Consider the following 25,030-nt stretch of genomic DNA (forward strand, 5'->3'; position numbering starts at 1 on the left):
TGGCCAAACGCATCAGACTGTAAATCTGCTCCCTTACGGGTTCGGTGGTTCGAATCCATCATCCTCCACCAGTTTTATAGGGGCATAGTTTAAAGGTAGAACAACGGTCTCCAAAACCGTTGGTGTGGGTTCAATTCCTGCTGCCCCTGCCAATCATTCATTACTTGCGGCGGTCGTGGCGAAGTGGTTAACGCACCGGACTGTGACTCCGGCATTCGTGGGTTCAAGCCCCATCGGCCGCCCTTTACTTATTGGGGATTAGCCAAGCGGTAAGGCAACGGACTTTGACTCCGTCATGCATAGGTTCAAATCCTATATCCCCAGCCATATTTATGCGGACGTGGCTCAGCGGTAGAGCATCGCCTTGCCAAGGCGAGGGTCGCGGGTTCGATTCCCGTCGTCCGCTTTGTTACACTCTGGCGCCATAGCCAAGTGGTAAGGCAAAGCTCTGCAAAAGCTTTATTCCCCAGTTCAAATCTGGGTGGCGCCTCCATAATTGAATACGCCGGCGTGGCGGAATGGCAGACGCGCTCGACTCAAAATCGAGTGGGAAACCGTGGAGGTTCGAGTCCTCTCGCCGGTATTAACTAAAAGAGTTCATTAGAGACATTCTCTAGTGAGCTTTTTTTATTCGAGTTTTAGTACCTCACTCATTGTTTGAGCTGAAGATACTTTCGAGTTGTACTCCAAATGCGAATAAACATTGGCTATTATTGCGTAATCACTGTGACCCAGCCATTCCTGAACTTTTTTCATGCTTACCCCTAATACATCTACATAAATATACTCCAGGTATTCAAGACAATAAGAATTGTCAGAAGACAAGCGATAGGATTCCTGTTATTCCTTCATACGAATCAGAAGCTCATAGAACGTGTCCACCAGTGGCAGTATACGGCGACTGGCTTTATTCTTGGTTCGGTCCTTTTCAATTTCAATATATCTACCATTCAAATTGCCCGATGTGGGGGTATGTTTAATATTAATAGTCCAATTCAATAAATCAATAGCCGACCAGTTTAATCCTACGACCTCGCTTCGGCTTAGCCCATAAAAGGCAGCCAGGATAACGGAAAGCTCAATTCTTTCGCCTCGGATTACTGCGAGGAGTTGATTCAGCTCCTCGGCATTGTAGAAGTTCACGTCGTAATTGTTCTTTTTTGGGCTTTCAACTAAGTCAGCGAGATTCGCCACAATCGGCTTTATTTTCACGGCATACTGAAGGGCTCTGCAAATGTTCGCGTGGTAATGAATAACGGTATTGGCGCTGACACCTTGCACATTCATTTCATGGGTATACAAGGTCTGAAAATCCTCTGTAGTTAAATCATCAAGCAATACATCCCTTTCTCTCGGAAAAAGGATCTACGCGGCCTTTTACAGTGTCGGAATAGGAGATATAGGAGATAAGCCCGATACTGTTTTTCATCATCTCTAACCATTGAAGCATAAAGTCTGCGAACAGCTTTTTGCTATTAACGGATGGAGTAGCCGCTTTTACTCTTACAGCATATCTTCGTTTTCAACCGCGAGTGCTTGTCCTTCCATATGATAATTCTTCCTGGCTTCCTGAAGCAAGATTTCGGCTCTTTTCTTGGTTCCTTTTATCTTAAGCCCCGTAGGGATCCATTTTGGTTATCGTTTACCATTCTCATCTTTACAGTTAGGCGGATGTCCCGTTGCGCTTTCTCCTCTTCCAACAACTCCAGAGGGTGAACCCGATCCTTTTTCAAATACCGGTTGGGCTTCGGAATGGATTTGCTACAAAAGTGGTAGCTGAATCCGCCGATGGATTGCTTTAGCGCCCAGAAGGTGCATTTGATTTTGAATCGGGCGGTATAAAGTTCGATGATCTAGGTCGCCTCCAGTGTCAGATCGGTGCTGGCTAGAATGGAGCATCGCCTGTTCGGATTCACCAGCAAAAACTACAGTTTTTGGTATACTCTTTGGCCCCATAACATATCCAGACACAGGTAACTGACGGATTATTCATTGCCATACATGCTCACGATAGCGTACTCAAACGCGACGGTACGGCTTTAAAACAGCTCAGCCAAGCACCACCTTTGTCCTCTTTTTACGGTAGCGACCCCGGTCTGTGGCAGGTGTACCATGACGTTCATAGGCAACGGTATTGGACTTGGCTTCGGTTACCATATCCATCCGGGTGCTGCCGAATTGATCAGAGGTAGGCAAAACCATTTCCGGGACGTGCCCTAGTCAAAACACAGCATGAGGCCGATGACAATGACAACAAACCCATGAAAAGCGCCTCCAAAATTGCGTCACATTTAACACAATTGATATTGATTATCAATATCAATTGTGTTAATATGATTTTGTTCACTAGTGAACAAAAAATAATCTAATGGTGACACTGAACTTGGTCTGCAACTACTACAAGAGAGGGGAGATTGGGAAATTGGAGTTTCAAAATCATTTTAAAGGTCATCTTTACGAGCAATATATTAAAATGCTACATCTGAATGAGCTGTATACTGAACAAGAATTTAACTCGTTTCGACAACAGGCCAGAAAGTACCAGATTGACATGCTCTCCAACAATATTACTAGTGTACACGTTATTGATTGTATTGGTGATTATGAACCGATAAATCATACCGGGATTGTGGAGAAGATGGGGTTGTCCAAAGCTAGCATTACTAAAATTAGTGCAAAGCTGCTGGAAATGGGCTTCATTATGAGAAGTCAACTGAACAGCAATCGTAAGGAGATTTACTTTAGTTTAACGGATAAGGGAAGACACGTTTATCATTTGCATAAAGAACTGCACAAAGAAAAAGAAGAAAGGTTTTACCAATTCATTGAATCCTATTCAGAGGTTGAGCTGCAGACTATTGGAAAATTTATGAGTGATTTGGTGGCGCGTGCCGAAGAATACTCCGAAGGGAAGTTTACGATAAATGACGACATTAAAGATTGAGGAATTAAGATCCAAGATTGAAGGGAAAGAAATTTTAAAAGGGCTCACACTGGAGATTCATGGCGGAGAGATTCATGCGATTATGGGGCCTAATGGGACGGGAAAAAGTACATTGGCTTCAGCTTTAATGGGCCATCCCAAATATGAGGTTACTGGCGGTAAGGTGACATTGGACAATGAAGACCTTTTGGAGATGGAGGTGGATGAGCGTGCCCAGGCAGGCTTGTTCCTCGCTATGCAATACCCAAGTGAAATTGCTGGCGTGACCAACTCGGACTTTCTCAGAAGTGCCATCAATGCACGGCGTGAAGAAGGCGATGAGATATCCTTAATCCGTTTTATCCGTGAAATGGAGAGCAAAATGAAGGGGCTGGAGATGAACCCGGAATTTGTGCATCGTTATTTGAATGAGGGATTCTCTGGCGGTGAAAAAAAGCGGAATGAGATTTTGCAAATGATGCTACTTGAACCCAAGTTTGTGATCCTGGATGAAGTGGACTCAGGGCTTGATATTGATGCACTGCGTATTGTGGCCAATGGCGTAAATGAGATGCGCAGCCCGGATAGAGGCTTTTTAATCATCACCCATTATCAACGACTGTTGAATTATATTACCCCGGATTTTGTGCATGTCATGATGCAAGGCCGGATAGTTAAATCTGGCGGTCCGGAGCTTGCACACCGTTTGGAGGCTGAAGGGTACGATTGGGTGAAGGAGGAACTTGGGATTACGGATGAGACGGTAAGGGAAGCTTAAAAGCCGGAGAGGAGGAACAGCACGTGGATATACAAGCTAGAGTTTCAATGAATGTGGACGATTTACGCGCATGGTCAAGCGCTAAGGATGAACCTCGTTGGCTGATTGAACGCCGCGTTCACGCACTCGAACTGGCAGGGACGCTGGAGTTGCCTAAAGTGGAGAAAATCAATCTTGAAAAATGGGATATCTACGAAAGTGGAGATTACAAAGCTGAGAATGCGTGGTCTAGTTTGGAGGAAGCGCCGGAGGTTGTTCGAGGTTTGGTTGCTTCTCCGGTGAAAGGCGGGCTAATCGTTCAGTTCAACTCGGATGTAGTGTATACGAAATTGTCCGAGAGCTTAGCCGCCCAGGGAGTCATTTTAACGGATCTGCATACTGCGGCAAAAGAACATGAGGAGCTGGTTCAACGTTATCTCTTTCAGGCAGTAAAGCTAGAAGAACATCGTTTATCTGCTGCACACAGTGCCTTATGGAGTGGTGGCGTTTTTCTATATGTCCCAGACGGTGTAGAGGTTGAAGCACCTATTCAAGCGATCTTTCTTAACGATACAAGCGGTGTGTGTTTTGCTCCTCACGTCTTAATTGTGGCAGGGAGCAACAGCAAGATCACTTATGTGGATAATTGTGTATCGAGTGGTGATGATGTCAAGGTATTGCATAACGGTGTGACGGAGGTCTTCGCGGGGGCGGGCTCAAAGGTGCAAGTAGCTTCGGTTCATCAGCTTGCTGCAACTACAACAGATTTCACCCAGCGACGGGCGGTCGTTCTTGCTGATGGGGGTGTGGAATGGATTATCGGTGAGATGAACAATGGTTATACCGCCAGCGATACCAAGACTTTGCTACAAGGCAACGGGGCGGTCTCCGACAATAAGGTGATTGCTATTGGCACAGGCAATCAAAAATCGAGCTATACAACTCAAGCTCAGCATTTTGGCAGAAGCTCGGTAAGCCAGATGATTACGCGTGCAGTCATGCTTGAAGAAGCTACGGCCATTATCAACGGCATTACAAAGATTGAAAAAGGCGCAACCCATTGTGATGGTCAGCAAACAGAACGCGTGCTTATGCTAAGTCCTAAAGCTCGCGGCGATGCCAATCCGATCCTGCTGATAGATGAGGATGATGTAACCGCGGGTCATGCTGCATCCGTGGGGCAAGTAAATGCAGAGCAAATCTATTATCTGATGTCGCGCGGGATATCACGGAGTGAAGCCGAACATCTTGTTATTTTCGGATTTCTCGCTCCTGTCATTTCGGAGATCCCGCTGGAAGGTGTTCGCAGTCGCCTAAAAGATTTAGTGGAAAGCAAGCTAGGCAGATCATAGCAAATCAAAATGAATCTTGAAAGGTTAAAAAGGAGTGATACTAATGGCTAAAAAAGCACCAGATATGGGCGAATATAAATATGGGTTTCGCGACAAGCACCAGTCTATTTTTCAATCTGGAAAAGGTCTGACGGAAGAGATTGTCCGGGAAATTTCCCGGATCAAGGAAGAGCCGGAGTGGATGCTCAATTTTCGGTTGAAAGCTTTGAATCAATTCTACAAAATGCCGATGCCTGAATGGGGAGCGGATTTGACCGGGCTAAATCTTGATGACATCCAGTATTACGTTCGCCCTTCTGAAAAACAGGGAAAGACCTGGGAGGAGGTTCCTTCCGAGATCAAAGCAACCTTTGACAAGCTGGGAATCCCTGAAGCGGAGCAAAAGTTCCTGGCGGGCGTATCCGCTCAATATGAGTCGGAAGTAGTTTATCACAGCATGCGGAAAGAACTGGAGGATCAGGGCGTTATTTTCCTTGATACGGATAGTGCATTAAAGCAATACCCCGAAGTGTTTAAGCAACATTTTGGGACGATCATCCCTCCCGCCGACAATAAATTTGCGGCGCTTAATAGTGCGGTTTGGTCAGGCGGTAGCTTTGTATACATTCCGAAGGGTGTTCAGTGCGAGGTTCCTATACAAGGTTATTTCCGTATTAATTCTGAAAATATGGGTCAATTCGAGCGGACATTAATTATTGCCGAAGAGGGCAGCTTTGTCCATTATGTTGAAGGATGTACAGCACCTATTTATAGTACCAGTTCTCTGCATAGTGGAGTTATTGAAATTATTTGCCGGAAAGATTCCCGTGTCCGTTACACGACCATTCAGAATTGGGCTCCTAATATCTACAACTTGGTAACCCAAAGGGCTGTGGCAGAAGAAAATGCCACAATGGAATGGGTGGACGGCAACATCGGCTCCAAGGTAACAATGAAGTATCCGGCAGTATTATTGAAAGGACGGGGAGCCAAGGGGTCCATCCTGTCTATTGCCGTAGCCGGTAAAGATCAGCATCAAGATGCTGGCGCGAAGGTAATTCACCTTGCTCCCGAGACAACATCTACGATTATATCCAAATCCATCAGCAAGCAGGGCGGAAAAGTAAACTACCGAGGGTTGTCCAGCTTCAGCCGCGATTCCGCAGGGTCCAAGTCCAATATTAAGTGCGATACGTTGATATTGGACAACATGTCAACATCAGATACGATTCCGTACAATGAAATTAAAAACGATCAGATTACTTTGGAGCACGAGGCAACAGTATCCAAAGTGTCCGAGGAACAATTGTTTTACTTAATGAGCCGCGGGCTTACAGAACAAGATGCTACACAAATGATTGTAATGGGCTTTATTGAACCGTTTACCAAAGAATTGCCAATGGAATATGCCGTTGAAATGAATCGGTTGATTCAATTTGAGATGGAAGGAAGCATCGGTTGATTCATTAATTTAATAGATCAAACCTTTATCATTCTTTAAAGAAGTGCGAGGTGCTAGTAATGAAGAAAAATAATTCGGACGATTCAGAACTAGCTCAAATTACCCGAGAGATACGAAAACTTCAGTTCTGCTTCTATATGCTGTCAGGATTGAGCGCAAGTTGTGGTGTGATGATACCTTTAGACTCTATTTATACGCTTATAAGGGAACTTTCGGATCAAGAGGCCACTCTTAGGCAAAAAGCAAAGAATCACTCAGACGATCTAGGGTGAAAAAAGGTCTGAATTGACGGTTGGTAAAACAATGGGAGGAGTTGACATAATGGATGAAAATGGAGTTTTATTCGATGAAGTATCGGAAGTTCTTCTCAAACTACGCCCTTTCTTACTGCGGGACGGTGGAGATGCTGAACTGGTCGAGGTTGAGAACGGTATAGCAAAATTAAGATTTTTGGGAGCTTGCAATGGTTGCCCAAGTGCTACGATTACGTTAAAGGTTGCTATTGAGCGCGCAATTCTTGAGGAAATTGATGATATTAAAGAAGTTGTACAAGTATTCTAAAATTTCCACTTCATCAAACAAGGTATTATCAAGATTATATTCGGTATCGAGTGGGAAACCATGGAGGTTCGAGTCCTCTCGCCGGTATACACAAAGGATGATAAAATGCTTAAAAGCATTTTATCATCCTTTTTATTATTCATATTCATGATTTAAGGAACAAAACTAACTTGGATTTAGATTAGTTGAGGGAAGAACTTTGCTTAGGTTTTCTCAATAGATTTAAATTTGACCCGGTCTTTGATCTTATAGTAAGATGGTGGTACTGAAAAAACATTTTCAGTTTATTAAGTACGAGAGAAATGAGGACGAATATGCAGGAAAGAATTTTGGAGGCTTTTGTAGATGAAGTTCATGAAAATGGATTGAAATTTACTATGGATGATCTTGCGAAAAGACTCGCTATTAGTAAGCGTACATTGTATGAAAATTTTTCGTCTAAGACGCTTATTTTAGAAACACTTATTGAGCGTACAAATGATGATATGATTCGAAAAACTGAGCAAATTATCGAAAATAATGAGTTATCTTTGTTAGACAAGATTAAGCAGTCGATTAGGGTCATGCCTCTGTATTATAAGTTTTACGATTTAAGAATATTGGACCAGATGAAAAAGTATTATCCTGAGCAATGGAAAAGGGTACATGCCGATTTAAATGACTGGTCTCCGATTAGAACATTAATTCAGGAAGGCATCCGAGAAGGAATTATTGTGAACAAAAATGAGGCTCTGATCATGAAGCTTATTATTGAATCTGTAAATTTAACGCTTGATCAGCGTTTCTTTCTGGATAACAGTGTGACGGTAGAGGAAGCAACTTATTCTATTGTAGATATTTTGTTGTTCGGATTGGTCGAAAAATAAAAAATAGCCTCATCAATATGCTGCATATTTGAAGAGGCCATTTTTTTATATGAAAACTAAGAAAACAATTTTAGTTTCAATTGTTTTTGAAAAAGAATAATGAAGTTTACCTAATGTTGAATAAAGAGATACGGAAAAGGAAGGGTGGAAATATGTCTATACTCACAAGAAATCGAGGAGCAATGCTGTTATTGATGCTTAACATTTTTTTGGCATTCATGGGGATTGGATTGGTTGTCCCTGTGTTACCTAAGTTTATAAGTGAGCTAGGGATGACTGGTTCCTCGATGGGACTGATGGTTGCAGCTTTTGCGTTGACACAGCTTTTGTTATCACCATTGTCAGGAAAGTTGTCTGATCGTTATGGACGTAAAAAGTTAATTGTTTCTGGGATGTTCATCTTCATGTTATCAGAGCTTGTTTTTGGACTGGCAAATTCCATTCCTACCCTGTTCATAGCACGAATCATGGGTGGAGCAGGGGCTGCGTTACTTACTCCTTCTATTATGGCCTATGTTGCTGACGTGACCTCGTTTGAGGAAAGAGGCAAGGGAATGGGCATGATCAATGCAGCGATCAACACAGGCTTCATAATCGGGCCAGGGATTGGCGGATTGCTTGCCACATATGGAATACGCATTCCCTTTTTTGCGGCAGCAGGAGCTGCGGGAATAGCAGCTATCTTGTCTCTGTTAGTACTGCCTGAGTCTTTAAGCAAGGAAAAGCAACAATATAATAGAGAGCTTCCACGTCAAAAAGAAAATCTTTTGCAGCAATTTGCCAAGTCATATCAATCTCCATATTTCATGGGTTTACTCATTGTATTTGTCGTTGCTTTTGGGTTAGCGAACTTTGAAACAGTATTTGGACTGTTTGTTGACCATAAATATGGTTTTACACCGATGGATATTGCCATCATCATAACGACAGGCTCCATTTTGGGAGCAGTTGTCCAAGCGACTATATTTGGATGGATCATTAATCGTTTTGGAGAGAAAAAAGTAATTCACCTCTGTTTGGCTATTGGGGGCCTGTTCATTTTTCTAACCCTATTTGCTGAACAGTACGTGATGATTATGCTGACGACCTTCATCATTTTTCTGGCTATGGATATCCTTCGTCCGGCAGTAAGCACTTCTCTATCGCGGCAGGCTGGAGATGAGCAAGGCTTTGTGGCAGGCATGAACTCGTCCTATACCAGCTTGGGTAATGTGATTGGACCGCTTGTTGCGGGATTGCTGTTCGATGTTCATATTAATCTGCCTTATATGGTTGCAGCTATAGCGTTACTGGCTTGTCTCGTCCTTTCACTACGTTCCAAGCAAGCAGGTGAGCAACACTCGATAGCCCGTGCAGCAGAACAGCATAGAGGAGGATAGCCGCAGGTCTATACTCATCCCCGACTTAGGTCTAGGTTCAAAAACCGTCTGGGGTCCGTTTTGTCAAACGCTTGTTCAGCGTACAATAAGGACATAAGCAAGACACAGTGAAAGGCGGTGAGAGATGATGAGAGTTAACAAAGGGAATGGGTTAGCCATTGTACTGATCGTGTTGGGTTCGATTATGCTGCTCGGTAAGTTTACTCCGTTTTTCGGTCACTTTTTAGGACATCTGATTGGTTACTTAATTCCGATAGCTATGGTCATGCTAGGCTACTACGGTGTGAAAAAAGGAAATGCGATCTTCGGCTGGATCGTACTTGTACTTGGGGTACTGATTTTGCTTGGCAAACTGTCCTGGCTTCTGGGACCGCTACTGGCAATCGGGTTAATCATATTTGGTGTTTCCCTGCTGAGTGACCGCAGAAGACGTTACTGATTTTAGCAGTTTGGCGAATGAAGAAAGATTGCAGTAACGAAGTGTTGAATTGTTGAATTATGGGATACGAATTGTGAAAGGAGCAGACGCAAATGAGTGTTTTTCGAAGAATGCGCGATATCACGGTAGCGACCTTTAATGAGCATTTGGAACAAAGTCAAGACCCAGTGCAACTGATTGACCAGTTCTTGTATAATACCCGCCAGGAAATTGCCGAAGCGGAAAAACTCCATCAACAGTATGCGATGCATACAAGACAGATGAAGCAGCAGTTGGATCATGCATTGTCCATGCAGACCAAACGGGAGGAACAGGCGCTACTTGCTTTGAAGGCTGATGAAGAACATATCGCGAAGCTGGCCCTTCAGGAGAAAATGCTATATGCAGAAAAAGAAGAGCAGTATAGAGAACTGTGGGAGCAGAGCCGTGAATCACTACGTGAGCTAGAACAACAGCTAGATACATTAAAGACAGAATATCAAACGGTACACAGCAAGCGTCAGTATTATGCGGCACGTGTACAGACGTTGAGACTCCAGCAGCAAATGAACGAACGGGCTGGTACATACGGTGGACGGAATGTTCCCCGAATGTTCAACCGCTTGGAAGACCGGGTAGCCGATATGGAAGCAGAAACGATGAGTCTGCGTGATTTACGTCGGGGTGAGGGCGACCATGCACAGGATGCCCAAGGCGGTGGATCGCTGCTCGAACAAGAGTGGGCGAGACTGAAAAGCAAGCTGAACAACAGCGGGAAGGAGTAATTTGATAATGACCCGAATTTACAGATCAAGCCGGGATAGAGTAATAACAGGTGTATGTGGCGGTCTTTCTGACGCAACAGGAATGGACTCAACATGGATTCGTATTCTGGTTGTGATCAGTTTCTTTATTACAGCAGGAACCACATTTATGATTTATGTAATTGCGGCCCTAGTTATCTCCAAGGAGCCGAGATCTCCTTTCGATGGAGGATTTGGCCCTGACAGCGGTCCCTACAATCAACAGGATCCACGCTATTATGGCAGTAACAATACAAGATCGCAGTATGGGCAGGGAACTGGTTACAACCAGGGCGGTGCATATGGCAATTCGAACCCGTTTTTTGGTCAAGATGCCCGCAACTCATCTAAATTTAACACAGGTCAGAACAGTGACCTGGATTCCATGATGGAAGATATCGAGAAAAAGGCAATGAAAAAAGAATTGGCAGAGTTACGCAAAAAAGTAGAGCAATTTGAGAAGGGAGATCGTAAATAATGGGGATCTTTAAAAGAATGAAGGATATGACAAGAGCATCGGTGAATGAAGTGTTGGATAAAGTGGAAGATCCGATTATTATGTTGAATCAATATCTGCGCGATATGGAGGCGGAAATTCACGAGGCTGAGGTAACGGTTGCCAAGCAAATGGCGAATGAACGACGTATGAAACAGCGTTTGGAGGAAGCGGTACGTGTATCCAATGAGCGTGAGAAACAAGCTGAATCCGCATTGCGAAATGGTCAGGAAGAAGTAGCACGCAAGTTGTTGGGAGAGAAGATTTATTTTGTGCAGAAGCAGGACGAATACCGCGACTTGCATACACAAGCTGAGCTTCAAGCAAAAGAATTGGTACAGCAGCTTCACGACATGAAAGATGAATTCTATAAAATGCGCAACAAGCGCAATGAGTTGGTATCACGTGCTCAAATGGCGAAAGCCAAAAAGCAAATGTCTCAAATCAATAGTTTGCACACGATTGAAAGTGGGTCTGCTTCACTGGGCTTCCACCGTATGGAAGAAAAAATCATGCAAATGGAAGCTGAAGCTGACGTACTGCGTGCTCCTTACCGTCAAGCTCCAGGAGAAGCATATGTTAATCCGGCTGAGGCTGAAAAACAGTTTAAAGTGGATGAGCAGCTTCAACAGCTTAAGTCCAAAATTCAGACAGGTGCTAAACCAGTCGATATGAAGAAGGACTGACTACTCGGAAACAAGACATTATGATATGCTGTATGGAATGGACATTGGTCGATGATCGTGCCTAATCTGTATGGTTCAGGAAAGCCATATGGCGGAATGTTGCGCCACTATGGCTTTTCCGTCCTGTATAAACAAAAAGGGGGTGCAGCATGGAGAGAAGAAAATCAGCCTTGGCACTGGCAGGGATTGGCATCGGGATTATCATTTTATTCGGTCAGTGGATTGGGTTCCTCTCCGTGGTTGCACTGATCCTAATGTTGGCCGGAATATATAAGATCCGCAATTCCAAAATCAAAAAGGGCTACACGATGCTTGCGATTGGTGCTGGACTGTTAGTACTGGATCATTTGTTCCTGTTTGTGGTAGTTACACTAGCATCATTAGCTGTATTCTATTCACGTTCAAGGAAGCTGCATAAAGGTCAAAGCTCCATATTCAAGCACAATTTTATATCCAATCATAAATGGGATGAAGTGCCTTGGAGCCTGCGCAGCACAAGCATATGGCATGTGGTTGGGGACGTGGATGCCGACCTGACGTTGGCTCTCCCAGAGGAACGTGAGCCCGTCATATTTTTGCAGGGGATCTTCGGTGACATTGACATCACCCTACCGGATAATTACGGTGTAGAGGTGGAGATGTTCATATTGTTCGGACAGATTCAGTTTGACCGGGATCATGAGGCGGGGATGCTCAATCGACTGGTTTGGAAGTCTCCCCATTTTGAGCAGAGTGAGTATAAAGTGAAGTTTGTCGTTTCGTACTTGGCGGGCGATGTCCGCGTCCGATTTTATTGAATCAGGAGGAGCCGGGATGAATCATAAAAAAACGTCCAACATGGTAACCCGCAGTATGGGTGAAGGTATCCTCCTGTGTGTTGTTGTGGGCGTAGTTGTCTTTTATATGTTGTATACATATGGATATGTGAAGTCGTTCCCAACCTGGGGAATGATATTGAAAGTTGCAGGAGCCGTTATATTGGTGTTGATTGGTACAGGGGCAATGTACGGATTTTATGAAAGCTACCGCTTTAAAAGCAGACTGGAAATGTTGAGAGAGACGTTGCTGATGTGGGAAAAGGGAACGCCAGCACGTGAGTTGCCGCCCCTAGGGCATGATGAGCTTGGCAGGTTGGGAGAGCAGCTGGAACGGATTGGGCGTAAATGGCAGGAACAAGTTACGTCTTTACAACGCTTATCTACGGATAATGCTCAGCTGGCAGAACAGGCACGGATGACTGCGATTGTGGAGGAGCGGCAGCGGCTGGCCAGAGAGTTGCATGACGCCGTATCACAGCAATTATTTGCTATTTCAATGACGGCGACGGCTGTGGGGAGGACGCTGGATAAGGATTTTGATAAAGCGCAGCGGCAAGTTGCGCTAATTGAAGAAATGTCTTCCGTGGCACAATCCGAAATGCGGGCGTTACTACTTCATCTGCGGCCTGTCTATCTGGAAGGGAAACGGCTTGAGCAGGGTTTGCGTGATTTGGTACAAGAGTTGCAGGCAAAGGTACCGATGGAGATTGATTTTGAAATTGAAAGCGGAGTACAGTTGGTTAAAGGCATTGAGAACCACTTGTTTCGCATTGTTCAGGAAGCGATGTCTAATACATTGCGCCATGCCAAAGCAACCCGCATGGAAATTCGTATCGTGCAACGCCCGGATTCTATCAGGCTGACGATTCGGGATAACGGTATTGGTTTTGAACTGGATGAGAAAAAGCAGACTTCATATGGATTATCCACAATGCAGGAGCGGGTCAGTGAGATTGGGGGAGCTATTCAGTATATAACGGCTCCGGGAAAAGGAACACGGATCGAGGTGTCCGTGCCAGTTATTAATGATGAAAGCGGAAGGAACGATGATCATGGAAACGGAATTACCGATTAGCGTACTGCTGGTAGACGACCATGAAATGGTACGGATTGGTCTTGCGGCGGTGCTGGGGACGGAAGAAGGTATTGAAGTGGTCGGCGAGGCCGGAAGCGGAGAAGAAGGCATACGGTTGGCTTCTGAATACAAGCCAAATGTGATTTTGATGGATCTGGTCATGGATGGCATGGATGGCATCGAAACGACACGCCAAGTAACTCGCCTGCTTCCAGAGACCAAGGTGATTGTGCTGACGAGTTATTTGGACGATGAGAAAATGTATCCGGTCATTGAGGCAGGGGCATTCAGCTACTTGCTCAAAACGTCTCGTGCTTCCGAGATAGCGGATGCGATCCGTGCAGCTGCACGCGGACAGTCCGTACTAGAGTCACAGGTGGCCTCCAAGATGATGAATCGATTCCGCCAGCCACAGGCTGAGGCACCCGCGCATACGGAGCTGACTGATCGTGAGATGGAGGTGCTTCGCCTGTTGGCACAAGGGAAGTCTAACCAGGATATCGCAGATGAGCTGATTATCGGGATTAAGACGGTAAAATTCCATGTCACGAACCTTCTCGCTAAATTAGGAGTGGAAGACCGTACACAGGCGGCGATCTATGCCTATAAGAACGGATTAGCAGAGTAGAAGTAGAATAAACGAATACAAAGAACCGGAGACGACAATAGTCCTCCGGTTTTTTTGTGTTCCATAACAAGTTGTTTAGATCAGGAGGAATAAAAAGGCGATTAAAGCCAGATCTAATGCAAGCCCTGCCCCGTATCCATATCCGCCGTACCCACCGCGATAGCCTGTTCTGCCATTTCCAGCAAATCCGCCTGCGTCATAAGGAAAGGATGGGCTCAGAGGTGCGTTGGGCGACTTAATTAAGGCATTTAGTTTGGCCGAGGTACGAGCTTTGTTTTTAGGATTCTTTTTTTTCTTTTTAGAGGAAATCTTTTTCGGGGTTTGTTTTCCTTTGTTACTGTAGCTCCCGGCATAAAGACTCCCAGGAAAAGAAGGTGGATATCCGTTCAACATCAGCTTGCCTTTGCTACACCCACTTAAGATGCCGATGTGTCGTGTACCATCACGCATAACGGCACAGACCAGACGTCCACCATGAGGTGCCACATTGGCTTCATTTACAGGATAAATCGGAAACATGATTTCACCTCTTTTGGTGTAAGATGCATTGTGATCATAGTCTATTCTTACGGTGCCTACGATGTATGGTCGAACACCCAGTAGGCAGATGAATATTTTAGAAGGGCTTGGCCGTAGTGCTGTGTGTATAAAACCTCTGACAATGGGAATGCTATTGATAGATTCATAGATTTCAATCCAGCCGAAAAAGAAAGTATTCAGAGCGTAGGTGTGGGAAACGGATGGTTGTGGAGCGGGGGGAACGATAATGTTAAAAGCAGAGCTGATTAAAAAGGGGATTATTGCAATTTTGGTATTAGGAACGGTGCTGGTACTAGCTGGCTGGCGTTACGGAACCCTTCAGACAAACCGAAATGACTCCCGCGAGGCAGAAACGGCTTTACGCTCATTGTTAATCATCTCGGATCAGACCCCGGGTACGTTGGATAAGCTGGTTGTGAAGTGGCAAGGCGATTGGATTTCTAACCATGAAGAGCCAGCAGATGTGGCGGCACAGATAGCTGATCAGCTGAATATACCCACAGTAAACAAACTCGTAGAAAATGGACACACGGTTTATCGTTCTGTTCGTGATAGTGAGGATCTAAGAATCCGCTTAAATGTGATGGAACGTCAAACTGGACAATGGTATGTAGTTGTTCAACTGGAGAGCAATGATGCAGGACGTGAGCGGTTAATTCAGCTTCATAAGCTTTGTGCTGAGCAATTAAAGTCTATGGGAATTCAAGCACAGTGGAACACGGCCCTTCAGCGTTTGCTGCATACAAAGGAATCCAAAGATCAACTGTTGAAACTGACAGAGGCGAGCTTAGCAGGGAACATCTCCATGCAGGCCAAAGAAAGATATACGGATGCTACTACTGTGGCTATATCCTATGAAGCTCCAGAGCTGCCGTTAATGGTTCAAAGCGGTGAGCATCAGGTCCAGATGCAGATGGCTGTACATGAAGATAGGGAGCAGCAGGATACACGTATAACACTCGGTTTCCCGCTTATCACGATTGAATACTGACTTATAAGGTAAATTTATGATTCATCGGATAGCTTATCCATGTAGGATATGATAAAATATCAACAAATCTTTAGTTCCATGTTTTTCGAAAATCAAGTATGATCTTGTATAAATATACACAATACTACATGCAGATTTCGGGGATTGTGGATTGCGGAATCTTGACATGGGAAGAATGAGGTACTTCATGGCTGACATACCTGTTAAAGAATCTGTTGTGACGCAAGGCGCAGTTCTGTTTATTTTTGGCGCTACGGGCGATTTGGCTCGTCGCAAGCTTTTTCCTGCTATTTACAGCTTGTACCGCGAAGGCAAGCTTGCTGACGATTTTGCCGTTATTGGTGTAGCAAGGCGTCCTCGCACAGAAGAAGAATTCCGTAATGACCTGTATGCTTCCATACAGGAGTTTAGTCGCTACAAAGCAGAAAATGATCAAGAATGGCAGGCATTTGCCGAGCATTTTGAATATAAATCGCTGGATATCAACAATGTCGAAGGGTTCCATGAGCTGAGACAGCAGACGGAGTCTATAGAAAGCAAGTTTAACATACCGGGAAATCGGTTGTTTTATTTGGCCTTGGCTCCTGAGTTATTCGGAAGCGTGTCGAAGAGTTTGAAAGATGGCGGCATGATGGATGGAAAGGGCTGGAATCGCCTGGTGATTGAGAAGCCATTCGGTTATAACCTCGTATCTGCACAAGAATTGAACGTTGAAATACGAGAAGTATTTGCCGAAGAAGAAATTTATCGGATTGATCACTATCTTGGCAAGGAAATGGTACAAAATATTGAGGTGATCCGCTTCGCGAATGCCTTCTTTGAACCACTGTGGAATAATAAGCATATTGCCAATGTGCAAATTACGCTTAGTGAAACGGTAGGGGTGGAGGAACGCGGAGGTTACTACGATCATTCCGGCGCCTTGCGGGATATGGGACAGAACCATATGTTGCAAATGCTAACGATGATTGCGATGGAGCCACCTAGTCGCTTGTTGCCTGAGGATATCCGTGATGAAAAGGTAAAAGTGCTGCGTTCGCTGCGCCCTTTTGAAACGTCTGAGGATGTGAAAACCAATGTGGTGCGTGGTCAATACACCGAAGGCAGTTATCGCGGTCAGCAGTTGCCGGGGTATCGCCAAGAAGACAAGGTTGATCCACAGTCGAACACAGAGACTTATTTTGCTTCACGCGTGTTTGTTGATAATTTCCGTTGGTCTGGCGTACCGTTCTATATCCGTACGGGCAAACGTCTCCCTGTAAAAACAACGGAGATTGTTGTGGAATTTAAGAGCATGCCAACGAACGTGTACCTCGGTCAAAAGCATAAGCTGGAACCGAATTTGCTCGTGATTCGGGTCAATCCAATGGAGGGCATTTACATTAAAATCAATGCCAAGAAACCCGGTTCGGAATCAGATATTGAGCCACTGGCTATGGATTTTTGCCAAAGCTGTATGGTGGGTATCAACTCACCGGAGGCTTATGAACGGTTGCTGATGGATGCAATTGAGGGTGATTCGACGTACTTCACACGTTGGGATGAGGTTGCCACGGCATGGGGATTCGTCGATCGAATCGCCAAAGCATGGCAGCAGACCCCGGATACGCTGGAAACCTATGCTGCGGGTTCATGGGGACCGGAAGGTGCTCACAAGCTATTGGAGCAGGATGGCTTCAAGTGGTGGCCGGTTAGCGGTCAGGATGAAGATAATGTCATCTGGCGAGTAGGCGGCGTTCAGTAATCCCGATTTGTCCTGCATCCCCCTATGTCCTGTTCAGGACGTAAGGGGATGCTTTGCGTTCGGAGTGTGCTATAATAGCTTAGTCTCAGGTTTTCAGTTTGCAACTGATTATAAGTTAAAGGCAGGCTAAAACATGTAAATAGATCGTATTTATAATGAATATGGTAACGGAGTACGCCGAATACTGGAGCTAACGGCAATATAGCCGATAGAGCCGATGAACTTATGAAAACAGGCGTGCATCATGGCCTTTTTATGAATAGTTTGAGCAGTAATGCAATGGATTTGATCATGAAGGGATATGTGAAATGAGTAAAACAACAGATATACTTCAACAGGAAGTCGACAAACGGCGTACGTTTGCGATTATTTCTCACCCGGATGCGGGTAAAACGACACTGACGGAAAAGCTGCTGCTGTTCGGGGGCGCGATTCGTCTTGCGGGTTCAGTTAAAGCGCGTAAAGCAAGCAAACACGCTACGAGTGACTGGATGGAGATTGAAAAACAGCGGGGGATCTCTGTAACATCCTCAGTAATGCAATTTGATTATAATGGTCACCGCATCAACATTCTGGACACCCCAGGTCACCAGGATTTCAGTGAAGACACGTATCGTACATTAACAGCAGCAGATAGTGCAGTCATGCTGATTGACGTAGCGAAAGGTGTGGAAGCGCAAACGATTAAGCTGTTTCAAGTTTGTGCGAAGCGTGGAATTCCGATTTTCACCTTCATTAACAAACTGGATCGTGAGGGACGCAGTCCTTTTGATTTGATGGAAGAGCTGGAGCAGGTGCTTGGCATCCGTTCGGTGCCTATGAATTGGCCGATTGGTACAGGACGCGAGCTGTGCGGTGTCTATGACCGTGTCAAAAATCAGGTCGAGCTGTTTCAGGGAGATGATCATTCCACGATCAAAGTACAGAAAGTGGAAGATTACAATGATCCGATCATTCGTGAGATGGCGGGCGAATATTTGCATGACCAATTATGCCAAGACTTGGAGTTGCTTGACGTCGCGGGTGACCCTTTTGACATGGAGAAAGTACAGCGCGGAGAATTAACACCTGTATTCTTTGGCAGTGCGATTAATAATTTTGGTGTACAAACATTTTTGGAAAACTTCCTTCAGCTTGCTCCTAAACCGGAGCCGCGCCGTAGTACAGCCGGGGAAATTGAGCCAACAAATGAAAAGTTTACTGGCTATGTATTTAAAATCCAAGCGAACATGAACCCGGCTCACCGTGACCGTATTGCATTTTTGCGTATTGTCTCCGGTAAGTTTCAACGCGGGATGAGTGTTAAGCATGTACGGATGGGCAAGGAGATTAAGCTATCTCAGCCACAGCAGTTCCTGGCACAGGACCGTGATATTGTCGAGGAGGCTTTTCCTGGCGATATTATAGGATTATTTGACCCGGGTATTTTCCGTATTGGTGATTCACTCAGCCAAGGTAGCGAGGTTGTGTTTGATGAATTGCCGACCTTCTCGCCTGAGATTTTTGCCAAGGTAACGGTGAAAAATGCCTTAAAGCACAAACAGTATCTGAAGGGTATTGATCAGTTGACCGAGGAAGGTATGATTCAGGTGTTCCGTACGGTAAGCTTTGACGATACGTTATTGGGTGTTGTCGGCCAACTGCAATTTGAAGTATTTGAGTACCGCATGAAGGGTGAATATGGCGTTGATGTACAGCTTCAGCGTATGCCATTCCAATTTGCACGTTGGATTGTGGATGATCAGATTGATCCGAGCAAGTTCCGTATTAACTCTACACTGGTAAAGGATAAGAAGGGCAATTATGTCGCCTTGTTCGAAAACGAGTATGCCATGCGTACGGCTATGGAGAAAAATCCGACAGCTAAGTTCTTAGAAATGGCTCCATAAGATTGAATAAGCAGAACAGTTTGATCTCGGTCATTTAATGTATACAACGAATAGTCCACTCGATGTTAATGCGAGTGGACTATTCTCATTTTCGAATACGGGTAAAATAATGAGCACAATTAAATCGGAACCAAATGTTAAATAGCTAGAGCTAGGTTAAAGGTACGGGTTTGATTTTATCGATTTGTTCATGTGCCAAATGGACGAACTCCTGCTGCTGGCTTGGGCTCATATGCTTCCAAGCGATTTCAAGAATGACACCTAATCCAGGCAAAGCAGCCTCTGGTCCATTCACTGACCCAATAATCATATCCGTAAGATCAGATTCTGATTTGCCGTGAACTTTGTGGACAATCGCTTGTCGTAAATCCATTGTAATGGGCATGTGTACCTCCCGTATGTTGTAGTAGTGGTCGAGTGTATTATGGCTTGGGCTGTTGCCCAGTATACATGAAGAAGCATTTGGAATAAGTATGTCAAAATTTATGTTTGTAGCATGATATGCTATACTATGACGGACAGTATGGTGATCGGGAGGTAAAGAAGGAATGGCAAAAAAACAGTATGCGGTCATTGGTATGGGCCGTTTTGGTTCCAGTGTTGCCAGTGCGCTGAGTGAGATGGGTTTTGATGTGCTGGCTATTGACTCGGACGAGCAGCGTACACAGGAAATGTCGAATATTGTGACGCATGCGGTGTCTGCCGACTCGACGGATGAGGAAGCGCTGCGAGCGCTGGGTATCCGTAATTTTGACGTAATCGTAGTTGCGATTGGTGAAGATATACAGGCCAGTATTCTGACGACATTGATTCTCAAGGACATGGGCGTACCCGCTCTTGTGGTCAAGGCACAAAATGAACTGCATGGGAAAGTGCTGCAAAAAATAGGTGCGGATAAAGTCGTTTATCCTGAACGGGATATGGGGTTGCGGGTAGCCCATCATTTGACATCTCCCAACATTTTGGATTATATCGAGCTGTCCAAGGACTACAGTATTTTGGAGATGAGAGCCGCCGATTCCATGATTGGAAAAAATCTCAAAGAGCTCGACATACGCGCACGCTTCGGCTGTAATGTGATGGCGATTCGCAGAAATCAGGAAATGAACATTTCACCTTATGCCGAAGATCGTCTGGAGTCGGGTGATGTGCTGGTCATTGTAGGCCACAAGGATGATCTGACCAAGCTGGAGCTGGCTTTTGCAGCCTAATGAGGCTTGGTGTTAAAGCAAAAGTGATACATCATTTATGTTTAAAGAAAAGGACCAAAGAAACGGTAGGTTAAACGAATGGAAATCATTTCACCGAATAATGCGCGTGTAAAAGAGTGGGCGCAACTGCTGGAGAAAAAGCATCGCACGCGGAAGCATAAATATATTGTCGAAGGTATTCATCTGGTGCAGGAAGCGCTGCGTTCGGACGTGGCTGTCGAAACCGTCGCCTATGATTTGGACAAGGGCATTCCCGACGAGCTGAATGGCCTAGATCAAGCCGACCAGCCGGTGGAATGGGTTCCCGTGTCAGCGGCGGTCATTGCAAAATGCACCGATACGAAGACGCCGCAGTCGGTCTTTGCCATCGTGCGTAAGGAGGAGCGCAGTGCATTCCCGGCATTGCTGGAGCAGCCGGATGCACTGGTGATGGTGCTGGACGGGGTGCAGGACCCCGGCAATGTAGGCACCATCATCCGCAGCGCGGACGCTGCTGGAGCCGCAGGCGTAATATTGGGTCATGGCTGCGCCGACCTGTACAATCCCAAAACGATCCGCTCCACAATGGGATCGTTGTTTCACCTGCCGGTGATTGAAGGCAGCCTGGAGGAGCTTTTACCGCAGGCCAAAAGTAAAGGTGCCCGCTTGCTCAGCACCTCGCTGGATGCGAGCTTGTCATGCTATACCATAGATTTGCGCGCTTCCACTTGGCTTGTAATCGGAAACGAAGGCCAAGGGATTTCTGCTGCTACCGCTCGCATGGTGGATGAGTCGGTATTCATTCCGATGCAGGGGCAAGCGGAATCGCTAAACGCAGCGATGGCTTCTACAGTGCTATTATTTGAGGCGATGAGACAACGAAACTAAGAGAAGAACACGGGTGCAGGTGTGCGGTTTATAACATCAATTGAGACTAATTATATTGTCAAATGAGATTAGGAACATCTACGCTTATATAATATATTTGCTCTTATCATAAACAATTGGAATTTTGAATAAATATTCTAAAAAGCTATTTCATTTGAATTCCAAATAGAAAGGTATTTGATTATGATATTCATTAACAAAAAAACTATTAATAAGCTAACTGAATCGCATAGAGAACCTAACATGCTTATCTGCTATTCAACTCCTCAAAGCCTTTCGGCTTGGACAAGTCGGGCTATATTACTCCTAAATAATGATAAAATTATTATCCTTTTCCTGAATCTATTTTCCACTAAAGTAGTACAAAAAGTTGAATTTGAAGTAGCTGATATACAAGAACAAAAATATCATTCCATATATCTGTCTTCTGCAATATGGTCATTTAACAGTAAAGGACAGCATTGGAGGTTCAAGATAATCAAAAAAATTATACCTCTTGGCTCTATGCAAAGGGATTTTCTAAATTTCTTGCAACAAAATATTTTAATTAGCGACTGAGTAGATCACCGATCTCCGAAAACATGTGCCCTTCCAGACGAAGGCGAACAGCCAGGTATCTTTTGCAAAGTCGTTTATCTGAGGTCTCTTTCATGGTTCTTTTCATTACCCAATAGGCGATTGAAGTAATGCTGTTGGTTGGTTAATTGCGTGTTATTTATCAAATGAATTTGACAGGTTCCCAAATCTTTGTTAGAGTTTCAATCAAATACGTATAACCTTTTCATGGGATGTTACCGATAGGGCATAACCTGAATTGGCTTGTTTACACTGTAAGTGTATACAGGCTGGTTTGGGTTTTTTTATTGTCTATCACCCTTCGCTACCCCTTTTATCACACATTTGGAAGGAGAATGTTTATGTCCAGTTATATTTTTCCTAAAGACTTTTTATGGGGAGGTGCTCTTGCTGCCAATCAGGCCGAGGGTGCTTATTTGGAAGACGGTAAAGGATTGAGTCTAGTGGATCTGCTGCCTACCGGAGAGAAGAGAAGAAGCATAATGAAAGGAAATGTTCCCTCGCTGACTCCACTTGAAAGCGAATTCTATCCTTCCCACGAAGCCATTGATTTCTATCATCACTATCGCGAGGATATTGCGCTATTTGCAGAAATGGGCTTCAAGGCGCTGCGTGTTTCCATTGCCTGGGCTCGTATTTTTCCAACGGGAGAAGACGCTACTCCCAATGAAGCAGGTTTGCAATTCTACGATGATTTGTTCGACGAGTTGCATAAACATGGCATTCAGCCAGTCGTTACCCTCGCTCATTTTGACGTGCCGGTAGATCTGGTCGAGAAATATGGAAGCTGGCGGAGCCGGAAGCTGGTAGGCCTGTTTGAAACCTATGCCAAAACAGTATTCACCCGCTATAAGGATAAAGTGAAATACTGGATGACATTCAACGAGATTAACATGCTTCTCCATTTGCCGTTTCTCGGTGCCGGTCTTGTTTTTCAAGAAGGTGAAAACGTTAAACAAATTCAGTACCAGGCTGCACATCATCAGCTTGTCGCAAGTGCGCTGGCTGTTAAAGCGTGTCACGAGATTATCCCGGATGCCCAGATTGGCTGTATGCTTGCTGCCGGCAGCTTCTATCCGTATACATGTAATCCCGAAGATGTATATCAGGGCATGGAAAAAGACCGCGAGTCCTACTTCTTTATTGATGTACAGTCACGCGGCGAATATCCTGGTTATGCGAAGCGCTTCTTCAAGGACCATGGATTAAACATTGAGATGGAATCAGGCGACGCAGCCATTCTGAAAGATCATACCGTTGACTATATCGGATTCAGCTATTATTCGAGCCGGACGACCAGCACAGACCCGGAAATCGTCAAGAACATGACCAGTGGTAATGTATTTGGTTCCGTAGCCAATCCATATCTGGACAAGTCCGAATGGGGCTGGACGATCGATCCCAAAGGTTTCCGCATCACAGCCAACCAATTGCATGACCGTTACCAAAAGCCACTGTTCGTAGTGGAAAACGGTTTTGGTGCCAATGATGTGGTTTCGCCTGAAGGAGAAGTTAACGACGATTACCGGATCGACTATCTCAAGTGGCATATTGCCGAAATGGGTGAGGCTCTTCAAGACGGAGTCGAAATTATCGGTTACACAAGTTGGGGACCTATTGACATTGTCAGCGCTTCCTCAGGAGAGATGAAAAAGCGCTATGGTTATATTTATGTGGACCGTGACAACGAAGGCAACGGTTCGTTGAAACGTATTAAAAAGAAAAGCTTCCACTGGTACAAAAATGTAATTCATTCCGACGGCGAAAATCTGGGCGAATAATCGTACCACAAGTAAATAGGATCGGACGTCCCGGGCCCACGGGGATTTCCGATCACCGTTTCTTCATTGAAAGCGTTGACAATCGTTCATCTTCGGGCTATACTTGACGCAATTCCATCATTTTTAGGATTGTTACTGCGTAGCAGGCAAAACCTAAGCCACGAATAAGCGGATGTTACAGTCTTGTTTATTTGGCGTGCTTCGGTTTTTTTTCTGTTTACAATAAAGAGGATGGAGCATGTGTGGCTCTTGCTGGCATATGGAACGGGGGATCGAGATGAACATAGCAAAGGTCATTAACAACAATGTAATCAGCGTCTACCAGACGGACGGCACCGAACTCGTGGTGATGGGTCGGGGGATTGCTTTTAAGAAAAAGCCTGGAGACAAAGTAGACGAAACCAGAATTCAGAAGGTATTTGCTCTGAAAAACAAGCAGACGTCCGATAACTTTAAAATGCTGTTGCGTGAGGTACCGCTTGATTTGATTGTGATTGTGGAGGAAGTCATTAATGACGCCAAGCATAATCTGAATAGAAAGCTGAACGAAAATATTTATGTTTCGCTGACTGATCATATCAATTTCGCTGTTGAAAGATACCGGGAAGGATTGGAAATCAAAAACGCGTTATTGTGGGAAGTCAAGCAACTGTACAAAGAAGAATTCGCGATGGGTCTGAAAACGTTGGAACAAATTAAACAAAGGCTCGGTATTGAACTGCCTGTGGACGAAGCGGCTTATATTGCGATTCACATCGTGAATGCTGAAATGAACGAGGAAGTCATTACGACCATGAGTATCACGAAGTTTATCCAGCAAATTATCAATATCGCAAAATATCATTTTAAGGTGGAGTTCGACGAGGACTCTCTGAGCTATTTCCGTTTTATTACGCATCTGAAATTTTTCGCCCAGCGCGTATTTAAGGGAAATCACTACGAAAATAACTATGATCATTTGTATGACATGATTAAGGAAAAGCATAAGGAAGCGGCTGCTTGTACAGAGAAAATCGGAACTTTTGTGCAAAAAGAATACAACCACGAATTGACGAACGAAGAAAAATTGTATCTGACCGTGCATATTGAACGGGTGGTGAACAGATAAGTCGAACGTTTTCAACGAAAAAGGACCAAGAATAGACGATTAAAAGTTTTTGTTGACAAATATGGTAGAATGATTATATTATGAGAGTAACAGGAATTTAATAAGTTTTAACTGGGATTG

The 25,030-nt window shown here is 44.7% G+C and carries 24 protein-coding genes, 6 tRNA genes and 1 pseudogene; 27 read left to right on the forward strand and 4 right to left on the reverse strand.

The genetic code is table 11. The features are described 5' to 3' along the window. The first annotated feature begins 78 nt into the window (after positions 1-78). The 6 genes from NLX78_RS08125 (at position 79) to NLX78_RS08150 (ending at position 583) form a co-directional block, all read left to right on the forward strand. Positions 79-152 (forward strand) — tRNA-Trp (locus NLX78_RS08125). Positions 153-169: 17 nt separating this feature from the next. After that, a tRNA-His gene (locus NLX78_RS08130) sits at positions 170-242 on the forward strand. A gap of 10 nt (positions 243-252) precedes the next feature. Further along, positions 253-327, forward strand: a tRNA-Gln gene (locus NLX78_RS08135). A 7-nt stretch (positions 328-334) separates the two neighbouring features. Then, positions 335-406, forward strand: a tRNA-Gly gene (locus tag NLX78_RS08140). Positions 407-418: 12 nt separating this feature from the next. Continuing rightward, a tRNA-Cys gene (locus NLX78_RS08145) sits at positions 419-493 on the forward strand. Positions 494-504: 11 nt separating this feature from the next. Further along, positions 505-583 (forward strand) — tRNA-Leu (locus NLX78_RS08150). Between the two features lie 257 nt (positions 584-840). Here the strand turns inward: NLX78_RS08150 and NLX78_RS08155 are convergent. Together NLX78_RS08155 and NLX78_RS08160 are read right to left on the reverse strand one after the other, a co-directional pair. Continuing rightward, the gene (locus NLX78_RS08155; RefSeq protein ID WP_254350123.1) at positions 841-1,338 is read right to left on the reverse strand and encodes a tyrosine-type recombinase/integrase; all 498 of its coding nucleotides are present in this window, start codon (positions 1,336-1,338) and stop codon (positions 841-843) included. Positions 1,339-2,049: 711 nt separating this feature from the next. Continuing rightward, positions 2,050-2,202, reverse strand: a complete 153-nt coding sequence (locus NLX78_RS08160; protein WP_254350124.1) for a hypothetical protein — start codon at positions 2,200-2,202, stop codon at positions 2,050-2,052. Between the two features lie 220 nt (positions 2,203-2,422). Here NLX78_RS08160 and NLX78_RS08165 point away from each other — a divergent pair, with 220 nt between their 5' ends. The 14 genes from NLX78_RS08165 to NLX78_RS08230 all read left to right on the forward strand — a co-directional run bounded on the left by NLX78_RS08165 (position 2,423) and on the right by NLX78_RS08230 (position 14,203). Beyond that, positions 2,423-2,944, forward strand: coding sequence for a MarR family transcriptional regulator (locus NLX78_RS08165; protein WP_023990248.1), 522 nt, complete (start codon positions 2,423-2,425; stop codon positions 2,942-2,944). Further along, positions 2,925-3,701, forward strand: coding sequence for a Fe-S cluster assembly ATPase SufC (gene sufC / locus NLX78_RS08170; protein ID WP_023990247.1), 777 nt, complete (start codon positions 2,925-2,927; stop codon positions 3,699-3,701). Before NLX78_RS08165 ends, sufC begins: the two co-directional genes overlap by 20 nt. A 23-nt stretch (positions 3,702-3,724) precedes the next feature. After that, on the forward strand, positions 3,725-5,032 hold the full coding sequence (sufD, locus tag NLX78_RS08175; RefSeq protein WP_483311673.1) for a Fe-S cluster assembly protein SufD: 1,308 nt from the start codon (positions 3,725-3,727) through the stop codon (positions 5,030-5,032). 43 nt (positions 5,033-5,075) lie between these two features. Beyond that, positions 5,076-6,473, forward strand: coding sequence for a Fe-S cluster assembly protein SufB (sufB, locus tag NLX78_RS08180; protein WP_023990245.1), 1,398 nt, complete (start codon positions 5,076-5,078; stop codon positions 6,471-6,473). A 321-nt stretch (positions 6,474-6,794) separates the two neighbouring features. Beyond that, positions 6,795-7,034, forward strand: coding sequence for a NifU family protein (locus NLX78_RS08185; protein WP_013373004.1), 240 nt, complete (start codon positions 6,795-6,797; stop codon positions 7,032-7,034). A gap of 314 nt (positions 7,035-7,348) precedes the next feature. Then, positions 7,349-7,900 carry a TetR/AcrR family transcriptional regulator gene (locus tag NLX78_RS08190; protein WP_039272741.1) on the forward strand — a complete coding sequence of 184 codons (552 nt, stop codon included), beginning with the start codon at positions 7,349-7,351 and terminating at the stop codon, positions 7,898-7,900. A gap of 152 nt (positions 7,901-8,052) precedes the next feature. Further along, positions 8,053-9,279, forward strand: a complete 1,227-nt coding sequence (locus NLX78_RS08195) for an MFS transporter (RefSeq protein WP_254350125.1) — start codon at positions 8,053-8,055, stop codon at positions 9,277-9,279. Positions 9,280-9,406: 127 nt separating this feature from the next. Beyond that, the gene (locus NLX78_RS08200; RefSeq protein WP_254350264.1) at positions 9,407-9,718 is read left to right on the forward strand and encodes a LiaF transmembrane domain-containing protein; all 312 of its coding nucleotides are present in this window, start codon (positions 9,407-9,409) and stop codon (positions 9,716-9,718) included. A gap of 92 nt (positions 9,719-9,810) precedes the next feature. Next, positions 9,811-10,482 carry a PspA/IM30 family protein gene (locus NLX78_RS08205; protein ID WP_013311897.1) on the forward strand — a complete coding sequence of 224 codons (672 nt, stop codon included), beginning with the start codon at positions 9,811-9,813 and terminating at the stop codon, positions 10,480-10,482. Between the two features lie 7 nt (positions 10,483-10,489). Next, the gene (locus NLX78_RS08210; RefSeq protein WP_013311896.1) at positions 10,490-10,978 is read left to right on the forward strand and encodes a PspC domain-containing protein; all 489 of its coding nucleotides are present in this window, start codon (positions 10,490-10,492) and stop codon (positions 10,976-10,978) included. Next, entirely contained in the window at positions 10,978-11,682 is a 705-nt protein-coding gene (locus tag NLX78_RS08215; RefSeq protein ID WP_061829898.1) for a PspA/IM30 family protein, read from the forward strand. Before NLX78_RS08210 ends, NLX78_RS08215 begins: the two co-directional genes overlap by 1 nt. A 149-nt stretch (positions 11,683-11,831) precedes the next feature. Continuing rightward, positions 11,832-12,479: a cell wall-active antibiotics response protein LiaF gene (liaF, locus tag NLX78_RS08220; protein WP_061829897.1), complete on the forward strand. Its 648-nt coding sequence runs from the start codon at positions 11,832-11,834 to the stop codon at positions 12,477-12,479. A 16-nt stretch (positions 12,480-12,495) separates the two neighbouring features. Then, complete coding sequence (locus tag NLX78_RS08225) at positions 12,496-13,575, forward strand: sensor histidine kinase (protein WP_023990236.1); 1,080 nt, start codon at positions 12,496-12,498, stop codon at positions 13,573-13,575. Then, positions 13,553-14,203, forward strand: coding sequence for a response regulator (locus NLX78_RS08230; RefSeq protein ID WP_013372995.1), 651 nt, complete (start codon positions 13,553-13,555; stop codon positions 14,201-14,203). The genes NLX78_RS08225 and NLX78_RS08230 overlap by 23 nt, the downstream gene beginning before the upstream one ends. Before the next feature lie 75 nt (positions 14,204-14,278). Here the strand turns inward: NLX78_RS08230 and NLX78_RS08235 are convergent, their stop codons facing one another. Next, a complete protein-coding gene (locus NLX78_RS08235) occupies positions 14,279-14,722 on the reverse strand; it encodes a hypothetical protein (protein WP_254350126.1) in 444 nt (147 codons plus the stop codon). A gap of 247 nt (positions 14,723-14,969) precedes the next feature. Here NLX78_RS08235 and NLX78_RS08240 point away from each other — a divergent pair, with 247 nt between their 5' ends. The 3 genes from NLX78_RS08240 to NLX78_RS08250 all read left to right on the forward strand — a co-directional run bounded on the left by NLX78_RS08240 (position 14,970) and on the right by NLX78_RS08250 (position 19,367). Next, positions 14,970-15,734, forward strand: coding sequence for a YwmB family TATA-box binding protein (locus NLX78_RS08240; RefSeq protein WP_250260447.1), 765 nt, complete (start codon positions 14,970-14,972; stop codon positions 15,732-15,734). A gap of 187 nt (positions 15,735-15,921) precedes the next feature. Beyond that, positions 15,922-17,478 (forward strand): glucose-6-phosphate dehydrogenase, encoded by a 1,557-nt coding sequence (gene zwf / locus NLX78_RS08245; RefSeq protein ID WP_254350127.1) that lies wholly within the window; start codon positions 15,922-15,924, stop codon positions 17,476-17,478. Between the two features lie 308 nt (positions 17,479-17,786). Next, positions 17,787-19,367 (forward strand): peptide chain release factor 3, encoded by a 1,581-nt coding sequence (locus NLX78_RS08250; RefSeq protein WP_013311888.1) that lies wholly within the window; start codon positions 17,787-17,789, stop codon positions 19,365-19,367. 151 nt (positions 19,368-19,518) lie between these two features. On the opposite strand, the gene NLX78_RS08255 is transcribed toward NLX78_RS08250, so the two are convergent. Further along, positions 19,519-19,752 carry a small acid-soluble spore protein SspI gene (locus NLX78_RS08255; protein ID WP_254350128.1) on the reverse strand — a complete coding sequence of 78 codons (234 nt, stop codon included), beginning with the start codon at positions 19,750-19,752 and terminating at the stop codon, positions 19,519-19,521. Positions 19,753-19,912: 160 nt separating this feature from the next. Here NLX78_RS08255 and NLX78_RS08260 point away from each other — a divergent pair. The 4 genes and pseudogenes from NLX78_RS08260 to licT form a co-directional block, all read left to right on the forward strand. Then, positions 19,913-20,578, forward strand: a pseudogene (locus NLX78_RS08260) (potassium channel family protein); the annotation flags it as partial. 78 nt (positions 20,579-20,656) lie between these two features. Further along, on the forward strand, positions 20,657-21,445 hold the full coding sequence (locus NLX78_RS08265) for a TrmH family RNA methyltransferase (protein ID WP_254350129.1): 789 nt from the start codon (positions 20,657-20,659) through the stop codon (positions 21,443-21,445). Positions 21,446-22,362: 917 nt separating this feature from the next. Further along, positions 22,363-23,802, forward strand: a complete 1,440-nt coding sequence (locus tag NLX78_RS08270; RefSeq protein ID WP_254350130.1) for a 6-phospho-beta-glucosidase — start codon at positions 22,363-22,365, stop codon at positions 23,800-23,802. Positions 23,803-24,079: 277 nt separating this feature from the next. Then, the gene (gene licT, locus NLX78_RS08275) at positions 24,080-24,910 is read left to right on the forward strand and encodes a BglG family transcription antiterminator LicT (protein ID WP_235308397.1); all 831 of its coding nucleotides are present in this window, start codon (positions 24,080-24,082) and stop codon (positions 24,908-24,910) included. Positions 24,911-25,030 lie beyond the last annotated feature (120 nt).

Origin of the sequence: Paenibacillus sp. Lou8.1 (assembly GCF_024213565.1) — a bacterium.
Lineage (GTDB): Bacteria > Bacillota > Bacilli > Paenibacillales > Paenibacillaceae > Paenibacillus > Paenibacillus polymyxa_B.

What these genes read in the sequence shown, in the direction of transcription:
- NLX78_RS08160 (WP_254350124.1), bottom strand. Translation starts at nt 2,202, where the DNA reads ATGGTTTTGCCTACCTCTGATCAATTCGGCAGCACCCGGATGGATATG.
- sufC (WP_023990247.1), top strand. Translation starts at nt 2,925, where the DNA reads ATGACGACATTAAAGATTGAGGAATTAAGATCCAAGATTGAAGGGAAA.
- sufB (WP_023990245.1), top strand. Translation starts at nt 5,076, where the DNA reads ATGGCTAAAAAAGCACCAGATATGGGCGAATATAAATATGGGTTTCGC.
- NLX78_RS08185 (WP_013373004.1), top strand. Translation starts at nt 6,795, where the DNA reads ATGGATGAAAATGGAGTTTTATTCGATGAAGTATCGGAAGTTCTTCTC.
- NLX78_RS08190 (WP_039272741.1), top strand. Translation starts at nt 7,349, where the DNA reads ATGCAGGAAAGAATTTTGGAGGCTTTTGTAGATGAAGTTCATGAAAAT.
- NLX78_RS08195 (WP_254350125.1), top strand. Translation starts at nt 8,053, where the DNA reads ATGTCTATACTCACAAGAAATCGAGGAGCAATGCTGTTATTGATGCTT.
- NLX78_RS08200 (WP_254350264.1), top strand. Translation starts at nt 9,407, where the DNA reads ATGAGAGTTAACAAAGGGAATGGGTTAGCCATTGTACTGATCGTGTTG.
- NLX78_RS08205 (WP_013311897.1), top strand. Translation starts at nt 9,811, where the DNA reads ATGAGTGTTTTTCGAAGAATGCGCGATATCACGGTAGCGACCTTTAAT.
- NLX78_RS08210 (WP_013311896.1), top strand. Translation starts at nt 10,490, where the DNA reads ATGACCCGAATTTACAGATCAAGCCGGGATAGAGTAATAACAGGTGTA.
- NLX78_RS08215 (WP_061829898.1), top strand. Translation starts at nt 10,978, where the DNA reads ATGGGGATCTTTAAAAGAATGAAGGATATGACAAGAGCATCGGTGAAT.
- liaF (WP_061829897.1), top strand. Translation starts at nt 11,832, where the DNA reads ATGGAGAGAAGAAAATCAGCCTTGGCACTGGCAGGGATTGGCATCGGG.
- NLX78_RS08225 (WP_023990236.1), top strand. Translation starts at nt 12,496, where the DNA reads ATGAATCATAAAAAAACGTCCAACATGGTAACCCGCAGTATGGGTGAA.
- NLX78_RS08230 (WP_013372995.1), top strand. Translation starts at nt 13,553, where the DNA reads ATGGAAACGGAATTACCGATTAGCGTACTGCTGGTAGACGACCATGAA.
- NLX78_RS08235 (WP_254350126.1), bottom strand. Translation starts at nt 14,722, where the DNA reads ATGTTTCCGATTTATCCTGTAAATGAAGCCAATGTGGCACCTCATGGT.
- NLX78_RS08240 (WP_250260447.1), top strand. Translation starts at nt 14,970, where the DNA reads ATGTTAAAAGCAGAGCTGATTAAAAAGGGGATTATTGCAATTTTGGTA.
- zwf (WP_254350127.1), top strand. Translation starts at nt 15,922, where the DNA reads ATGGCTGACATACCTGTTAAAGAATCTGTTGTGACGCAAGGCGCAGTT.
- NLX78_RS08250 (WP_013311888.1), top strand. Translation starts at nt 17,787, where the DNA reads ATGAGTAAAACAACAGATATACTTCAACAGGAAGTCGACAAACGGCGT.
- NLX78_RS08255 (WP_254350128.1), bottom strand. Translation starts at nt 19,752, where the DNA reads ATGCCCATTACAATGGATTTACGACAAGCGATTGTCCACAAAGTTCAC.
- NLX78_RS08265 (WP_254350129.1), top strand. Translation starts at nt 20,657, where the DNA reads ATGGAAATCATTTCACCGAATAATGCGCGTGTAAAAGAGTGGGCGCAA.
- NLX78_RS08270 (WP_254350130.1), top strand. Translation starts at nt 22,363, where the DNA reads ATGTCCAGTTATATTTTTCCTAAAGACTTTTTATGGGGAGGTGCTCTT.
- licT (WP_235308397.1), top strand. Translation starts at nt 24,080, where the DNA reads ATGAACATAGCAAAGGTCATTAACAACAATGTAATCAGCGTCTACCAG.